Raw genomic sequence first — 15180 nt, 5'->3', positions numbered from 1 at the left:
ACTCAACTCCGTGAAAGGGGGAGCGGATGGGGGCTGTACGGATCCTTCTGCCACTGCCGCGGATGCTGGCGCGGGCCGGCCTCGGGGTGGGTGGGCCGGTGCTCGGTGCCGCGTTGCTGCGGTGCCTCACTCCGGGGCTGTTCCTGGCATGGCAACGGTCGCCGGCGCGGCGGCTCGCATGGAGCGAGGAGGCTGTCACGGTCTACCGCGCTCTCGTCCTTCGTGGAGGCCCTCGCCGGCGCAACCGTGATGGCCTGGCGCGTGCCCTGGTGCAGTACGCCGACGCGCTGTATCTCAGCGACCGGAACGAGGACGCGCTCGCCGCGGCCGACGAGTCCCTGGCCGTCGTCGGCGCCCGGATGACCCAGACGCAGACCGCCTACGCCCTGCGCGTGCGTACGTTGGTCCTCGCGGAGTTGGGCCGACTCGACGAGGCTCTGGAGGCGGCCTGGCAGTGCGTGGAGGCCTACCGGGATGCAGTGCCCAGGGGCAGGGACAAGTCGCTGGGAAGTCACGTCGGCGCGCTGCGTATTCAAGCGTCGGTGCTGGGCAGCATGGGCCGCGTCGAGGAGTCCGTGGTCCTCTACATGGAATGCGCCATGCTGCTGCGCGCGATGCCCCTTTGGAAGGTGCTGCTGCGCACTCTGAAGGTGCAGATCCGGGTGCTGATCGAGCTGGCCGGCGGCCTGCGCTCTCTCGGCCGGTACGAGGAGGCCGTCGAGGCCGGCATCGACGCCCACTGGTGGACCGACCAGGTCACCCCGTGGTTCTACCCCGACATCCTGCAACTGCGCGCCCAGCTTCTGACCGACCTGGCCTGGTGCCACTGGAAGACCGGTGACCTGCCGCGTGCGCGGGAGAGCGCCGAGGGGGCCGTCACCGTGTGTCGCACGCTGGTCCAGCGCACCCCGGACACCGGCGAGCACCGGCTCGTCCTTGCCCTGGAAAGCCGTGCCTTCGTTGCCGGCGGGAGGGGAGTGGCCCCCTCAGGTTCCCTCGACCGGAACGAACAGGCTGATCCACAGAGGCTGGCTGATCTGCAGGAACTGTCGGATCTGTGCGTCCGGCTCGCCGTCACCGATCCCGCTGTCTACGAGCCACTGCTCGCCGGCACTCTGGACGAGCTGGCCTACTGCCACGGGCAGCGGGGCGCCCACCGCCAGGCCGTCGAGGCCGCCGAGCGCAGTGTCGCCGTCTATCGCCGAGCCGCCCGCCGCGATCCCCAGGAGTACGAACCGGAACTGGCCCGGACGCTGGCCAACCTCGTCATCGAGCGGCGCCATGTCGACGTCGTGGACGACACGGTGGCCCACGCACGGGAGGCGGTGGCCATCACCCGCCGACTCGCCGAGACCGACTGGGACGCGTACCAGTCCCTGACTGCCCAGCGTCTAGCACTCCTCGCCCGGTCCCTTCGCCGCATCGGGGACGACGAGCAGGCACTGGCCTGTTACGACGAGGCCGAGAGCATCCTGCGGGATCTGATGGAGGTGGACCCCGAGTTCCGGAAGGGGTTGCTCGCCGCCGTCCTCACCGACCTTGCCGACACCCTCGGTGCGACGGCCGAGTCCCACCTCACCGCAAGCCGCTTCGACGGTGCCGTCTCCGCCCTGCGCCACCTGCTCGCCCTGACCCGGCGCACCGACCTGACCGCCGTCCACGCAGCCTGCCTCACCGCCTTCGCCCATGCCCGCACCCTGGCCCCCGACGAGATCAGACGGGCCTGGCAGTCGGCGACGACGGACCCGTTCCCCTCGTTCGTCTACCGGGCGTCCTCTTGAACACCCCACGACACCGTCGAGCAGCCGGGGCCTCATCGGCGCATTCGGCGATCCGTTTGGACCCTCGTCTTGGCCCCGTGGAGTGTCTACGCTCTGGGAAACGGCTGTGCCGTTGCCAGCGTTCCTCGGACTCGCGGATGAGGTGACCGGTAGTGGAAAATCGATCAGGCAGCAGTGTCCCGAACCAGGATCCCATCGCGGAGTTGCGGGCTCGGGCAGATGCCGGAGACCGGAACGCGGCAGGACGGTTGGGACAGCTGCTGGCCAAGCACGGCGATGGGGAAGGCGCTCTGCGGCTGTGGGCCCGGACCTATGGCGACGACGCCCCTACGACGAGGCGGTTGGCTGAACTGCTGGCCGAGCGCGGTGATGTGGCAGGTGCGGTGAAGGTGTGGACGTTTTCGGACGCGGTGTGGCAGAACCCGGCCGGTCTCCACGCGGAGTACCTGGACACGCTGGATGCCTGCGAGCGTTTGGAATGCGAGGACGATCCCGAGGACTGGGCCTTCTTGGAGGCCGAGGAGGTGGCAAAGGCACTGGCCGAGCGGGGTGATGCGGCTGCGATCGCGGAGTTGCAGGATCGCGCCGATGCGGGCGATCCGGCCGCGGCGAAACGGCTGGCTCAACTGGGCGGGTGAGCCCGCGGGCCGCCAGGTCGGTCATCGCGAGCTGCATGGGCCCCTGATGCTGCGCTCGCTGGTCCAGCGTGTGGGGATCACGAGCTTTCGGTGCCCGGCGGGCGTGGGACGGGTTGGACGTCGCTGTCCGGGCCGGCGCCGTGGTCCACGGCGGTGGTGCGGTAGCCAACGTCCACCCACGTCTTGCATGCGCGCGGGTTGATCCGTTTGCCCGCGTCCGTGCCCTGGTCATTCAGGGGCAGGTTGGCAGAGGTCTTGATGGTGGGGAGTCCCGTACGCGGCCTCGCGAAGGACGGCGTAGCCGGAGGTTTTCAGCGTGGTCGCACCGTCGAAGGCCTGCGGCGGTCAGTGATTGTCAGTGGCGGGTGCGAGCCTGAAGAGCATGGATGAGCTGGAGTTCATGCGCGGCCGCGTCTATGGTGCCGACCATGACGATGCCGGGCCCCGGCCCGGCCACGTGTACGTGGAACTGGTTGGCGGGCCGCTGGACGGTCTGCTGCTGGACATCACGGGCAGGCCCGAGAGCGAGCTGCGCGGGGGCGTGGCGCTGGCGACGGAGATAGGTGCCTGCGGGCCGGGCGGCCGCGCCCTGTACGCCCCTCGTGCCGCGGACGGCCGACACTTCGACTGGCGCGGCGACATGCCTTGATCACGCGGGTTCAGCACATGCTGTACCAGCGCGCGCCCTCTGGCCAGGTCACGCGCCGACCTGGGACTGCTCTCGGTCGGTCGGCCGCCTCCTGCTATTGGGGGCAGCCGTCGGCGGCTGCCCCGCCGTGACCGGTCTGGACGTCGATCTCCCGTCGCACACCGGGAGTTCAGCCTGACACGACCGAACAGGCGTCAGCGTCACGCGGTCAGGTCGCGGGAGTCGACGTCCTCCATGAAGCTCAGCATCCGGGCGTTGAGCAGGTCGGGGTGGTCGATCGCAGGGCCGTGGCCGGTGTCGGCGAAGATCTCGGCGCGGGCGCCGGGGATCAGGCGCGGCACGCGCTCCTGTTGCCGCTTCGGGTGCACGAGCAGGCTTCGCCTGCCGAGGACGAGGTAGAGCGGGGTGCGGATGGCGCGCAGTTCGTCTTCCGCCAGAGGCAGCGGCGCGGGGCGGCGTATCCGGAAGGCCCGACGGCTCGCCTGGATCCATGCGCGCAACTCGGGAACGACGAGCACCGGCTGTTCCAGCCAGGATGCGAGACGCGGGCGCAGCGCCTTGGGGGCGAAGGTCGCGAAGAGGCTGGCGAAGATCCAGACGAAGAAGCGCAGGCCCACCTTCTCCAAGCCGCCGGGGTCGAGCAGGGTGACCGAGGCGAGCCTTTCGGGTTTGCGGTGTGACTGGTTGAGCGCCAGCCAGCCGCCGTAGGAGGAGCCGACGAGATGCACTCGGTCGAGGGCGAGGGCGTCGAGCGCCTCGTCGAGCCACTGAGCCGCGCGCTCCGGCTGCCACATCGGTTCGCGCTGGACGCTGCGGCCGGGGTCGCCCGGGGTGTCGAGCGCGTACACGGGGCGTCCGGCACTGAGGCCGGGAGTGTTGGGGTACCACTGGGCGGAGCAGCCGCCGGCGCCGTGGATCAGGACGATCGGCGTACGGGGCTCACCGGCGGGGTCCGCGGGGCCGTACCGGTAGACGTGTGTGGTGCCGAAGCTTGTCTCCACGTCCGTCTCGAAGCGGGCGGGCTCGCCCATTGCGTAAAGGACGTCGCAGGCGGCGAAGTAGCGGTCGCGGAACGTGTCGTTGACGTAGTGGCCGACGTCGCGTCGCGGGCGGCTTCGGGTCGTGTTCTCGGGCACGGAGGCACCTCCGGGGAGATCCGTTCTTCGTGATACGACCGTATCACGGTGTTGATACGGCGGTATCATGAAGGGGTTCGGTGGGCCGGACGCGCATCACCACCGACGGGCGGAGACATCCCATGCCGAAACGCGTGGACCACGAGGAACGGCGCACGCAGATCGCTGAGGCGCTCATCCGGGTCGCCGGACGGCGCGGACTGCACGCGGTCGGTATGCGTGACGTGGCGGTCGAGGCCGGAGTGTCACTCCGGCTCGTGCAGTACTACTTCCAGACGAAGGAGAAGCTGCTCTTCTATGGGCTGCAGCACCTGACCGACCGGTTCACCGCGCGGGTGGGTGCCCGCCTCGGCGCCGCCGGTCGGGACCCGGGCCCGCGCGCGACCATCGAGGCGGTGCTCCTGGCCTCTCTCCCGACCGACGAGGAGAGCCGCACCTTCCACCTCCTCTACAGCTCGTACGCGATCCTGTCCGTGACCGACGACGCGCTCGCCGCCCAACCCTTCATCGACAACCCCGACGCCGCCGAGGACACCATCACCAGCCTGCTCCAGCAAGCCCAGGACGCCGGTCTGGCGGGCCGCGACATCGACGCGCGCACGGAGGCGGTCAGCCTCCTCGCGATGACGGCAGCCATGGGGACCAGCATCCTCGTGGGCCAGCGCGGGCCGAAGTCGGCCGTCGCGGTCCTCCACCATCACCTGGACCGCATCTTCGCGACCACCTGACGCCCCCGGCCACCCCATGACGACCCGTTGGGCTCTCGCGCGAGGCAGGTATCCGGGGAGGGCTCCTGTGCCCTCCTACAAGTGCCACTGCAGCGCTTTGCCTCCGTATTCGGAGCAGTTGCTGTAGAAATTGACCTCGTACCAGGAACTGCTCCAGGTGTTGGTCGCATAGTCAAGATGACTGCAGTACCACCAGCTCGGGCTGCGCAGAAATCGCCCACTCTGGCCAGGTGTTATAGGTGCGGCTGCTTGCAGATCCTCGGGGACCAGCGGGGTTGAACCGCTCCCCCCGAGTTGGGCGGGCGAATTCCATTGCCGAGGAGACTCGCCCCCGCGATCCTGGGGCTCATGAGGCACTCCGTATGCGGCTGAGGCTGCGCCAGTTCAGGCCCCGGACCGGCCGCGCGAGCACCGTGTCGTCCAGCCCTGGCAGCCCCTTCGCCACACGCCCATCGGCCTGCTGCTCGGCGACCACGACGGGCTGAACCGGCTCGCGGGCCTGTTCTCCTTCGCCGCCTACTCCCGGCACACGATCGTCCACGTACCGCCGTGCGACGGCGTCCCGCCCGACGAGAGGGTCGGCGAGCCGGTCGACCTGGTCCGGGCCCATCGCACGCTCGGCTTGCGCCCCAGCAAATGGCCCGAGCGCGGAGCAAGTTGGTGCACGGCAATCCGCTGACCGTACGCACCGACGAGGTACGCACCGCTGGTGATGCCGCCTCCTGGCGAGAACGCGGGGAGCGGGCCGGTTTCCGGGGCGAGTCCGGGGGTGCGGCACGCCACCCACGCCCGAACGTTCTTCCTGTTCGGCAGCCGGGAGCTCTTCGCCGAGACTGCCACGTACTTCTTCTACGCGGCAGGCTGGGGCCCGCGCCAGAAGGGCGTCGCCCAAGGCCACTCGGCGCTGATGGCGTCGCTTCCGGCACTGGTCCAGCAGCCCGGCGGCGGGCACCCCTCGAGGTTCTGATCTGCTTCAAGCCGTATCCGCCCTACGCCCACTTCACGCGGCCGGGGCGCTGAGCCAGCCGTCGATTCGTGCGAGCAGTTCGGAACGCCTGAGCAGCACGGCCGTCCCGGCCTGCCCTACAGTACGTCCGTGGAGATCAAGTGCACCCATTGCCAGGCCGCCGACCTGCAGCCCGGGTTCATCGAAGACGGCGGTGACCACGCGAGCGGGTTCTCCCGTTGGATACCCGGGCCACTGGAACGGGGGATCTTCGGGGGAGCCAAGCGGTGGGGGCGTCCGCGGTACCAGATCGATGCCTATCGGTGCTCTTCCTGCGGCCACCTCGAACTCTTCGCCCCGCACGAGGTCTGACGGCACCCGCGTCGGAGCTGTTCCACCTCGCCGGGTCCCACACCGACGAGCATGCCGGTGACCGGGCGAGATCGGCAGAGCCAACGAACACTACTGACGCGTCTTCACGAACCGGGCCCGCCGGCCCGGCGCCAGACGCTCGGTCGCGTACCGCACAGTGATCCGCGGCAGCTCGGCGAGGTTCCGGTCGAGGAAGTCCACCATCAGCTGCTCGTCCCGGCGGCCGATCTCCCTCAGCATCCACCCCAACGCCTTGTGGATCAGCGGTTCCGGATCCCGGCGCAGCCGGAGCACGAGTCGGAAGGTCGGCTCGAAGCGGCCGGCTCGGATGAGTGCCAACGTGGCCAGCACGGCGATCCTGCGGTCCCACAGCCACGCCGACCCGGCCAGCTCGTCCAGTACGTCCAGCGCGTCCGACGGCCCGTCCAGGAGCCACGGCCCCAGCACGAGGTGCGCGGAACCATCCACCAGATCCCAGTTGTCCACGCAGTCGGTGCGTGCCAGATAGAAATCGGCGAGGGCCTTCCGGACGGCAGCCGGGGCGGTCCGCACCTGTTCGGCGAGGATCAGCAGACCGGCGAACCGCTCCTCGTGCACCCGGCTGTGCAGCAGAACGTCCACGTCCCCCAGAGGCAACTGCCGGTATTGCCGGGCCAGTTCGCGCATCACCGGAACGCGCACGCCGAGCAGCTCGTCGTCCTCCGCGGGACTGAGTACCCGCACCAGCTGCACCCGGACATTGGGCTCCGCATGATCCCTCAGCTCGGACCGCAGTTTCTTCAGGGCGCCAGTCGTCATGCTCACGGACGCTAGCGCCCGAGGTTCTCGGCCGCAGGGGTCTTGAGAGACGGAATGAGGCGGGAGCGGTCGCCGGATCTGACGAGGGTGCCCTCGACCAGCAGGTTCTGCCAGCCAGCCAGCCAGCCAGCCAGCCAGCCGGCTCGCGACACGGCGCACCTCGACTTGATAGGCAAGTGAATAGTTGCCTATCATGAGGCCGTGGCCGACGACCTTTTCAAAGCCCTGGCCGACCCCACGCGCCGCACCATCCTCGACGAGCTCACGGAGAAGTCCGGACAGACACTGTTCGAGATCTGCGCCCGACTGAGCATGAAGCACCAGCTCGGCATCTCGCGCCAGGCGGTCTCCCAGCACCTCGCCGTGCTGGAGGGCGCCGGGCTCGTCGAGACCAGGCGGGAGGGCCGCTACAAGTTCCACGACCTGAACACGGCCCCGCTGCGGCAGATAGCCGAGCGGTGGCTCGTGCCCGACACGTCCGGACCGAAGGAGAGCACTCCATGAAGATCCATCTGACCAGCGTCTTCGTTGACGACCAGGCCAAGGCCGAGCACTTCTACACCGAGATCCTCGGCTTCGTGAAGAAGTACGACGTCCCGGTGGGCGAGAAGGACCGGTGGCTGACCGTCGTCTCGTCCGACGAGCCCGACGGCACCGAACTCCTCCTCGAGCCCGCCGGTCACCCGGCCGTCAAGCCCTACCGCGACGCGCTCGTCAACGACGGCATCCCACTCGCCCAGTTCGCCGTCGACGACGTGAACGCGGAGTACCAGCGCCTGCGGGGCCTCGGCGTCCGCTTCACGCAGGAGCCCTTGGAGATGGGCCCCGTCACCACCGCCGTCTTCGACGACACCTGCGGCAACCTGATCCAGATCGCGACCAAGCCGCAGTAGGCGGTCGATCGGGTACGGAGTTCGGGCGCGCCGGCGACCGGACCGCGCCCGGGACTCACCTCCGGTCCGAGATCCGTGTCACGCATGCCGACCCGAACCGACGGGGCTCTCCGCCGCCTTCGCGGGTTCGCCGGTCGCCGTCCGCCACAGCGCCGCCGACAGCCACATCAGGATGACGCCGACCAGGACGTGCAGCGCGATGGTCAGCAGGGAGTCGGGCAGCGAGGTCAGGAACGCGAACAGCGGGAGGACGGTGGCGTATCCCCACGACGGGACCCTCGGCAGGATCCGGGCGCGGACCATGGCGGCCCCGAACAGGGCGCAACCCACGGCGAAGACGGTCGCGGAGCCGATCAGTGCGGGGATCGTGGGTCCGGTGAGGGTCTCCTCGATCAGGGCGTCGTCGAAGTAGAAGAGCACCAGGTTCGCGGCGAACGCGGCCCCGCCGAACAGACCGAGCCCGACGAGGTTCACGGCGTGACCGATCTCCCCGAGGCGCCCGGCGGCCGGCGCCTGCCGCAGGTGCAGAGCGGCGAGCAGCGGCAGGGCGAACGCGGGGGAGAGGGCGAACGGCACGCTGGTCGCGGAGGTCTCCCCGGTGAACGCCTCGACCAACGCGAGCAGGGAGATCAGAAGACCGGACAGCAGGCCGCACAGGGCACCGGCACGGAACGTGGACGAGGACATGAGCTGCTCCAGAGGGATGAGGCCGGCCACGGCAGTGGGCCAGGAGCGCCACCGTAGGGAGCGGCCGGCAAGCCTCGGGAGATGAAGGACGACGGGTTTCGAAGGCCGTAAGTCACGGTCCTGCGGCGCGTGTTGTGCCGTTCGGCAGGTGCCGTCCGTCCCGAACCGGCGGGAGTTTCCCCGCCGGTGTCCCTCCCCCCCTCGTGCCCGGCCTACGCTGACGGCGACGGGTGAGAGGGGGGCGCATGGCGGCGTATGTGCCCGTGCGGTGGGTGGCGCCGTTGCTGTACGGCGCGGTGCTCGTCGGCAGTCTGTACTACGCGGTGGCCGGTCTGGGCGACGGCCCGGGGCCCCAGGTCTGGCGGATACCGGCCTTCGTCGCCGTGATCGGAGCGCTGTTCGCCCTGGAAGCGGTCGGGCAGCGGCGGCCCGCGGCCCGCGTGCCGCTGCTGCTGGCGCGCTGCGGGCTGATCGGCGCGGTGGTGTTCCTCGACGTCTCGGGACTGTCCCAAGTGCTGTTCGTACTGCTGCCGTTCACCGCCTACTTCGCCTTCGGGCGCACGACCGCGCTCGCGCTGAGCGCGTTCTGCCTGGCCGGGCTGCTCGTCGCGTACCTGCTGACCGCGCCCGGCTGGTATCGCGATCCGGAGCACGTGTCCGACCTGCTGATGCTCTTCGTCGGCCTGGTGCTGGCGGTCTCGATGGCCGCGGTGGCCGTCGGCGAGCAGCGTGCCCGGCGCGAACTGGAGGCGTATGCCGCCCGAGTCGCCGAACTGTCCGCCGCCACCGAGCGCAACCGGCTGGCCCGGGACATCCACGACAGCCTCGGGCACCATCTCACGGCGATGTCCGTGCAGTTGGAGATGGCCGAGGACTTCCGGGCCCTGGACCCCGACGCCGCCCAGCGGGCCCTGGCCGAGGCGAGGCGTTCGGTGCGGCTCGCGCTGGGCGACGTACGACAGTCCGTCCGCACGCTGCGCGACGAGGTGGCGCGTCCCGACCTGCCGGACGCGCTGGCCGCGCTGGCCCGGGACGGCGGTCCCCGGCCGCGGGTCACGGTCCAGATCAGCGGCGACGAGGACGGTTACAGCACGTCCGAACTGACCGCGCTGCACCGGGCCGCACAGGAGGGCGTGACCAACGCGCGCCGTCACGCGGGGGCCTCATGGGTGAGGGTGGTGGTCCACCTGGCCGAGGACGCGGCACGGCTGGAGGTCACCGACGACGGATGCGGCTTCGCACCGGACTCGGCGGCCACCGGATTCGGGCTGCTCGGGATGCGGGAGCGGGTGCACCTGGTGGAAGGGAGCGTGGACGTCCACAGCAGCCCGGGCACCGGAACCCGCCTTACAGTGACCGTGCCACGCGGTAGGACGGGGCGGCCCGAGGAGAGGCGTGAGGCCTGACATGGACCAGCCGCCCGAATCGACCCCAGCCGTGCGCGTACTGGTCGTGGACGACCAGCGGCTCATCCGCGACGGCATCGCCTCCCTGCTCTCCATCCGCCCGGGCATCACGGTCGTCGGCACGGCCCCGGACGGCCGGGACGCCGTCGCGAAGACCCTGGAGCTGGGTCCGGACGTCGTCCTCATGGACGTACGGATGCCGGTGATGGACGGCGTCGAGGCGGTCGCCGTGCTGCGCGAGCGGGCGCCGGAGTGCCGGGTGGTGATGCTGACGACGTTCGACGACGAGGAGTACGTCGTCCAGGCACTGCGGGCCGGTGCGCACGGGTACCTGCTCAAGGACCTGCCGGCCGAGGACCTCGCGCACGCGGTGCGTCTGGCGCACGCGGGTGTCACCCAGCTCGACTCGTCCGTCGCCCGGCGCCTCACCGACTCCCTGCCGCCCACCGGAACCGTCGCCGGACCTGCTGCCGGATCCGTTCCCGTGCAGGCTCCCGCCGTCGCGCTGAGTCCGCGAGAGATCGACATCCTGCGGCTCCTGGCGCATGGGCACACCAACCGGGAGATCGCCGCGCGGCTGTATCTGAGCGAGGGCACGGTCAAGAACCACGTCTCCCGGATCCTCCAGCGCCTCGCCCTGCGCGACCGCACCCAGGCCGCCCTGCGCGCCCGGGACCTCGGCCTGCTGTGAAGGCGCTCTGCCGGACCTCCGCCCTGCGGGCGCCGAGTGCGAGGATGCGCTCGATCTCGGCCTGCCGGTCCTCCGCGGCGGACGTCCGATCGAGGTGCAGACGGTTCCTGACGACCTTGGGGTCCCGTCACCGGCATGAAGCAGATGCCCACTGGCGCGGTCTCGTCCGGCCGATCACGACCTCCCGCTCCCGCTCGGAATGACCACCCGGCCGGACCCGGTGCGATTCGTGGACATCTCCGACGGCGCGGCATACGGGCCGTCATCCCGCCGCCGGCCGACCAGCTCGGCCCCCGTCTGCGGCGAGGCCGCGCGGGAAGCCGCCCACCAGGCATGGACTCGACACGCCGATGGAACACGAGTGCGACGTCGATCTCGCCGTGCCGCAGCATCTGTAGCGCTTCGACCGGATCGTGCTCAGTACGGACGCGTTGGCGGCGAGGCGGAACCGCCCCGTCCGCAGACCGACCTGCGCGGCCAGCTCGTTGGTTGATGACTCACCGACGGCTGCGAGTAGTGCGGCTCCCTCGCCGCTTCGGTCACCGACCCGTGTCGGGCCACCGCGGCCAGCACCTTGAGATGGACCAGGTTCAGCACAGATCAAGGACATCTATGTGTTCTCCGGGGGATTGGCATTAGACGTCATCTACGGATCGGTCCATGCTCTTTTGGTGAGGGCGCCGGACGGGGTGCCCAGCCGACTGAGGAGGCACGATGAGCAAGCTCAGGTGTCACATCTCGATCTCGCTGGACGGTTTCGTCGCAGGTCCGAACCAGAGCGAGGAGGACCCGCTCGGCGAGGGTGGCGAGCGGCTCCACGACTGGGTGGTTCCGCTGGCCGGCTGGCGCCGATCCCACGGCGAGCAGGGGGGCGAGGTGAACCCGAGCACGCCGGTGTTCGAGGAGGCGCTCGCGAACATCGGCGCCGGGGTGATGGGCAGGAACATGTTCGGCCCCGTCGGCGGTGGTGCCTGGGGCGACGAGCAGTGGACGGGCTGGTGGGGTGACAACCCGCCCTACCACTACCCCGCGTTCATCCTCACCCATCACTCACGGGACCCGGTGGAGATGGCGGGAGGGACCTCGTTCCACTTCGTCACCGACGGAATCGAGTCCGCGCTCGAGCAGGCGAAGAAGGCCGCCGGCGGCAAGGACGTCATGCTGTGGGGCGGCGGCCAGGTCGCTCAGCAGTACCTCGCAGCGGGGCTGCTGGACGAGCTCGAACTGCACGTCGTTCCGGTGTTGCTCGGTGGCGGATCACGCCTCCTCGACAACCTCGGGAACGCGAACGTGCGACTCGAGCAGGTCCGGGCCGTCGAGGCGCCCGGCGTCACCCACCTCAAGTACCGGATCTTGCCGGGTTCTCCATCCTGACCAGATCGCGGGCCTCGGATTCGAGGTCGATGGGGCCGTCGGCCTCGGGCAGGCGTCCACAGAGGTACGCCGAAGTGGATGAAGACGGAAGAAGGCCGGGCCGCGCCGGTTGCCGTCGAAGGCGCGCTGCGGTTCGCCGATCAGGACGAAGCCGTCGGACTTCCGCCCGGAGGAGCTGCGGAACCTGCTGGAGATCACCGACCGAATCGCGGCCACCGGCGATCCGCCGGCCTGGCGGGGAGCCGGAGCGGCTGGGTGAGCGCCTTGACCCTCCACCCTGTGACGCCTGGACGGAGTGAGTGCTCACTCCATAGGCGACTAAGGTGCATCACGTCCACGGTGGCCGTGTGGGCCAGGTGATCCAGGGCACTCGTAGGGGCGTGAGAGCAGACGTCTAGACGAAGAGACCGCGCAGGCAATGGATCATCCTTTCTCACTCTCCGGTAACGTCACGGTATGAGCCATCCGCATCCAGAGCTGCAAGCCGCCCCGCCACTGCCCGACGGAGGTCTGCGGGTCGTCGCCCTCGGCGGCCTCGGTGAGATCGGCCGCAACATGACCGTCTTCGAGCACGCCGGCAAGCTGCTCATCGTCGACTGCGGCGTGCTGTTCCCCGAGGAGACCCAGCCCGGCGTGGATGTGATCCTGCCGGACTTCACCTCGATCCGGGATCGCCTCGACGACATCGTGGCCGTGGTGCTCACCCACGGCCACGAGGACCACATCGGAGGCGTGCCGTATCTGCTGCGCGAGCGTCGGGACATTCCCGTCGTCGGCTCGAAGCTGACGCTGGCGTTCCTGGAGGCCAAGCTCAAGGAGCACGGCATTCGGCCCCGCACGGTGCGGGTGCGTGAGGGCGACCGGCGCGCGTTCGGGCCCTTCGACTGCGAGTTCGTCGCGGTCAACCACTCCATCCCGGACGCTCTCGCGGTCGCGATCCGTACCCGTGCCGGCATGGTCCTGCACACCGGCGACTTCAAGATGGACCAGTTCCCGCTGGACGACCGCATCACCGACCTGCGCGCTTTCGCCCGCCTCGGCGAGGAGGGCGTCGACCTGTTCCTCACCGACTCCACCAACGCCGAAGTGCCCGGCTTCACCGTCTCCGAGCGCGAGTTGAACCCCGCGATCGAGCAGGTCCTGCGCACCGCGCCACGTCGGGTGATCGTCTCCAGCTTCGCCAGCCATGTGCACCGCATCCAGCAGGTTTTGGACGCCGCCCACCAGCACGGCCGAAAGGTCGCCTTCGTGGGCCGCTCCATGGTCCGCAACATGGGCATCGCCCGCGACCTGGGCTACCTGAAGGTTCCGCGCGGCCTCGTGGTCAGCATGAAGGAGCTGGAGAAGCTCCCCGACCACAAGATCACCCTGGTATGCACGGGATCCCAGGGCGAGCCGATGGCCGCTCTGTCGCGGATGGCCAACCGCGACCACGTGATCCGGATCGGCAAGGGCGACACCGTCCTGCTCGCCAGCTCCCTGATCCCCGGCAACGAGAACGCCATCTACCGGGTGATCAACGGGCTGACCCGGTGGGGCGCCCATGTCGTCCACAAGGGCAACGCCAAGGTGCACGTCTCCGGGCACGCCAGTGCCGGTGAGCTCGTCTACTGCTACAACATCGTCAAGCCCCGCAATGTCATGCCGGTACACGGCGAATGGCGTCACCTGCGGGCCAACGCCGACCTGGCCATCCGTACCGGCGTCGATCCCGAGAACGTGGTCATCGCCGAGGACGGCGTCGTCGTCGACCTCGTCGCCGGGCGCGCGTCGATCACCGGCAAGGTGCCCGCGGGCAACGTCTACGTGGACGGAATGGAAGTCGGCGGCGCCACCGAGGCCTCCCTCAAGGACCGTCTCACCCTCTCGGAGGAAGGCGTGGTCACGGTGGTGGCGATCGTCGACGCCGACACCGGCGCGCTCGCCGAGACCCCCGACTTCCTGGCCCGCGGATTCGTCCACGACGACACCACCTTCGAACCGGTCATTCCTGTGATCGAGAAGACGCTGGCCACCGCGGCCGAGGAGGGCGTCGGCGACGCGCACCAGCTCGAACAGCTCATCGCCCGCGCCGTGGCGAACTGGGCGTTCCGCACCTACCGCCGCAAGCCCCTCATCATCCCCGTCATCATCGACGCCTGACACGTCTCTGACTGCCACTTCCCTGTCCGGCCGACGGCAGGGAAGTGCACAGCGCTGAGCTCGCCGAGCAGGGCCCAGGCATACGCATCGTCGGCATCGGAAAGGTGAAGATGAGCGCGCGTTTCGAGGAGATCGACTGGCGCCCGACGGCGATGGGCGACATCAGTCTGCGGCGCCGACGGGACCCGGCATCGGGCGACGATGTGTACGAAGTGAAGCTCGGCGACGAGTTCTTGATGTCCAGCCTCTTCACGGCGGGCGAGATCGCCCTGACCCGGCTCGGCCTGGCGAAACTGCCGCACTCCGAACTCGACGTCGTGGTGGGCGGGCTCGGCCTCGGCTACACCGCCCAGGCCGCCCTGGACGACCCACGTGTCCGCTCCCTGGTCGTCATCGACGCACTCGGCGAGGTCATCGACTGGCATCAGCGGCGGCTGGTCCCACTGGGCGCCTCCCTGGCCTCGGATCCCCGCTGCCGCCTGGTCCAGGGTGACTTCTTCGCGATGGTCGAAGATGCCTGCGGTCTGGATCCCCAGGAGCCGGACCGCCGCTTCCACGCCATCCTGCTGGACGTGGACCATTCGCCACGCCATGTGCTGCACCCACGACACGCGACGCTCTACCAGCCCGCCGGCATGCGCGCCCTCGCCGCCCGCCTCCAGCCCGATGGCGTCTTCGCCCTCTGGTCGAACGATCCGCCGGACGAACAGTTCAACTCCGTCCTCGCAGACGTCTTCTCGGAGTCGGAAGCTCACGTCGTCGACTTCGACAACCCACTGCAAGGAGGAACCGCGGCCAACACCGTCTACGTGGCGCGGAAGGCCGCCGACGTGAACTGAGACATGCCTGACGCGGATCGTCGCACAGGCGCCTCGCGGACCGGGTCCGGGAGATCGCCGAGGCAGTCCTCCATCCCAAGCGCAGCAACGCCTGACCCGG

The 15180-nt window shown here is 69.6% G+C and carries 17 protein-coding genes and 2 pseudogenes; 13 read left to right on the top strand and 6 right to left on the bottom strand.

The genetic code is table 11. The features are described from left to right. The first annotated feature begins 26 nt into the window (after nucleotides 1–26). The 3 genes from OG252_RS04675 to OG252_RS04665 all read left to right on the top strand — a co-directional run bounded on the left by OG252_RS04675 (nucleotide 27) and on the right by OG252_RS04665 (nucleotide 3068). The gene (locus OG252_RS04675) at nucleotides 27–1781 is read left to right on the top strand and encodes a tetratricopeptide repeat protein (protein WP_266451746.1); all 1755 of its coding nucleotides are present in this window, start codon (nucleotides 27–29) and stop codon (nucleotides 1779–1781) included. 248 nt (nucleotides 1782–2029) lie between these two features. Further along, on the top strand, nucleotides 2030–2419 hold the full coding sequence (locus OG252_RS04670; RefSeq protein WP_329333922.1) for a hypothetical protein: 390 nt from the start codon (nucleotides 2030–2032) through the stop codon (nucleotides 2417–2419). A 382-nt stretch (nucleotides 2420–2801) separates the two neighbouring features. Then, a complete protein-coding gene (locus OG252_RS04665) occupies nucleotides 2802–3068 on the top strand; it encodes a hypothetical protein (protein WP_266451749.1) in 267 nt (88 codons plus the stop codon). A gap of 200 nt (nucleotides 3069–3268) precedes the next feature. On the opposite strand, the gene OG252_RS04660 is transcribed toward OG252_RS04665, so the two are convergent. Further along, a complete protein-coding gene (locus tag OG252_RS04660; RefSeq protein WP_329333920.1) occupies nucleotides 3269–4204 on the bottom strand; it encodes an alpha/beta fold hydrolase in 936 nt (311 codons plus the stop codon). A 122-nt stretch (nucleotides 4205–4326) separates the two neighbouring features. Between OG252_RS04660 and OG252_RS04655 the strand changes: the two genes are divergently transcribed. Both OG252_RS04655 and OG252_RS04650 read left to right on the top strand, forming a co-directional pair. Continuing rightward, nucleotides 4327–4932 (top strand): TetR/AcrR family transcriptional regulator, encoded by a 606-nt coding sequence (locus tag OG252_RS04655; protein WP_329333918.1) that lies wholly within the window; start codon nucleotides 4327–4329, stop codon nucleotides 4930–4932. Between the two features lie 362 nt (nucleotides 4933–5294). Then, nucleotides 5295–5952, top strand: a pseudogene (locus tag OG252_RS04650) (hypothetical protein). Here the strand turns inward: OG252_RS04650 and OG252_RS04645 are convergent. Then, complete coding sequence (locus OG252_RS04645; RefSeq protein ID WP_329345441.1) at nucleotides 5933–6100, bottom strand: hypothetical protein; 168 nt, start codon at nucleotides 6098–6100, stop codon at nucleotides 5933–5935. The pseudogene OG252_RS04650 and the gene OG252_RS04645 sit on opposite strands and share 20 nt — an antisense overlap. On the opposite strand from OG252_RS04645, the gene OG252_RS04640 reads away from it, so the two are divergent. Next, on the top strand, nucleotides 6035–6250 hold the full coding sequence (locus OG252_RS04640; protein WP_266453164.1) for a hypothetical protein: 216 nt from the start codon (nucleotides 6035–6037) through the stop codon (nucleotides 6248–6250). The two genes, OG252_RS04645 and OG252_RS04640, sit on opposite strands and share 66 nt — an antisense overlap. A gap of 90 nt (nucleotides 6251–6340) precedes the next feature. Here the strand turns inward: OG252_RS04640 and OG252_RS04635 are convergent, their stop codons facing one another. Next, entirely contained in the window at nucleotides 6341–7048 is a 708-nt protein-coding gene (locus OG252_RS04635; RefSeq protein ID WP_329333917.1) for a DNA alkylation repair protein, read from the bottom strand. Nucleotides 7049–7249: 201 nt separating this feature from the next. On the opposite strand from OG252_RS04635, the gene OG252_RS04630 reads away from it, so the two are divergent. Next, on the top strand, nucleotides 7250–7552 hold the full coding sequence (locus OG252_RS04630; RefSeq protein WP_266451753.1) for an ArsR/SmtB family transcription factor: 303 nt from the start codon (nucleotides 7250–7252) through the stop codon (nucleotides 7550–7552). Further along, on the top strand, nucleotides 7549–7941 hold the full coding sequence (locus tag OG252_RS04625; protein WP_266451754.1) for a VOC family protein: 393 nt from the start codon (nucleotides 7549–7551) through the stop codon (nucleotides 7939–7941). Before OG252_RS04630 ends, OG252_RS04625 begins: the two co-directional genes overlap by 4 nt. Before the next feature lie 78 nt (nucleotides 7942–8019). On the opposite strand, the gene OG252_RS04620 is transcribed toward OG252_RS04625, so the two are convergent. Continuing rightward, nucleotides 8020–8628, bottom strand: a complete 609-nt coding sequence (locus OG252_RS04620) for a hypothetical protein (protein WP_329333913.1) — start codon at nucleotides 8626–8628, stop codon at nucleotides 8020–8022. Nucleotides 8629–8873: 245 nt separating this feature from the next. On the opposite strand from OG252_RS04620, the gene OG252_RS04615 reads away from it, so the two are divergent. Beyond that, nucleotides 8874–10034, top strand: coding sequence for a sensor histidine kinase (locus OG252_RS04615; RefSeq protein WP_329333911.1), 1161 nt, complete (start codon nucleotides 8874–8876; stop codon nucleotides 10032–10034). Nucleotide 10035: 1 nt separating this feature from the next. Continuing rightward, complete coding sequence (locus OG252_RS04610; protein WP_266453166.1) at nucleotides 10036–10725, top strand: response regulator; 690 nt, start codon at nucleotides 10036–10038, stop codon at nucleotides 10723–10725. A 7-nt stretch (nucleotides 10726–10732) separates the two neighbouring features. On the opposite strand, the pseudogene OG252_RS04605 reads toward OG252_RS04610, so the two are convergent. After that, a pseudogene (locus tag OG252_RS04605) lies at nucleotides 10733–10924 on the bottom strand (VOC family protein); the annotation flags it as partial. A gap of 218 nt (nucleotides 10925–11142) precedes the next feature. Continuing rightward, nucleotides 11143–11268 carry a hypothetical protein gene (locus OG252_RS04595; RefSeq protein WP_329345074.1) on the bottom strand — a complete coding sequence of 42 codons (126 nt, stop codon included), beginning with the start codon at nucleotides 11266–11268 and terminating at the stop codon, nucleotides 11143–11145. 171 nt (nucleotides 11269–11439) lie between these two features. Here OG252_RS04595 and OG252_RS04590 point away from each other — a divergent pair, with 171 nt between their 5' ends. The 3 genes from OG252_RS04590 to OG252_RS04580 all read left to right on the top strand — a co-directional run bounded on the left by OG252_RS04590 (nucleotide 11440) and on the right by OG252_RS04580 (nucleotide 15080). Beyond that, entirely contained in the window at nucleotides 11440–12099 is a 660-nt protein-coding gene (locus OG252_RS04590; RefSeq protein ID WP_329333908.1) for a dihydrofolate reductase family protein, read from the top strand. Between the two features lie 456 nt (nucleotides 12100–12555). After that, on the top strand, nucleotides 12556–14241 hold the full coding sequence (locus tag OG252_RS04585; protein WP_266451758.1) for a ribonuclease J: 1686 nt from the start codon (nucleotides 12556–12558) through the stop codon (nucleotides 14239–14241). A gap of 110 nt (nucleotides 14242–14351) precedes the next feature. Next, entirely contained in the window at nucleotides 14352–15080 is a 729-nt protein-coding gene (locus tag OG252_RS04580; RefSeq protein WP_266451759.1) for a spermidine synthase, read from the top strand. Nucleotides 15081–15180 lie beyond the last annotated feature (100 nt).

The sequence above is a fragment of the Streptomyces sp. NBC_01352 genome (assembly GCF_036237295.1).
GTDB classification, from domain to species: Bacteria; Actinomycetota; Actinomycetes; order Streptomycetales; family Streptomycetaceae; genus Streptomyces; species Streptomyces plumbiresistens.
The sequence above is the reverse complement of the archived record's forward strand: the minus strand, read 5'-3'. Positions and strand labels throughout refer to the sequence as shown.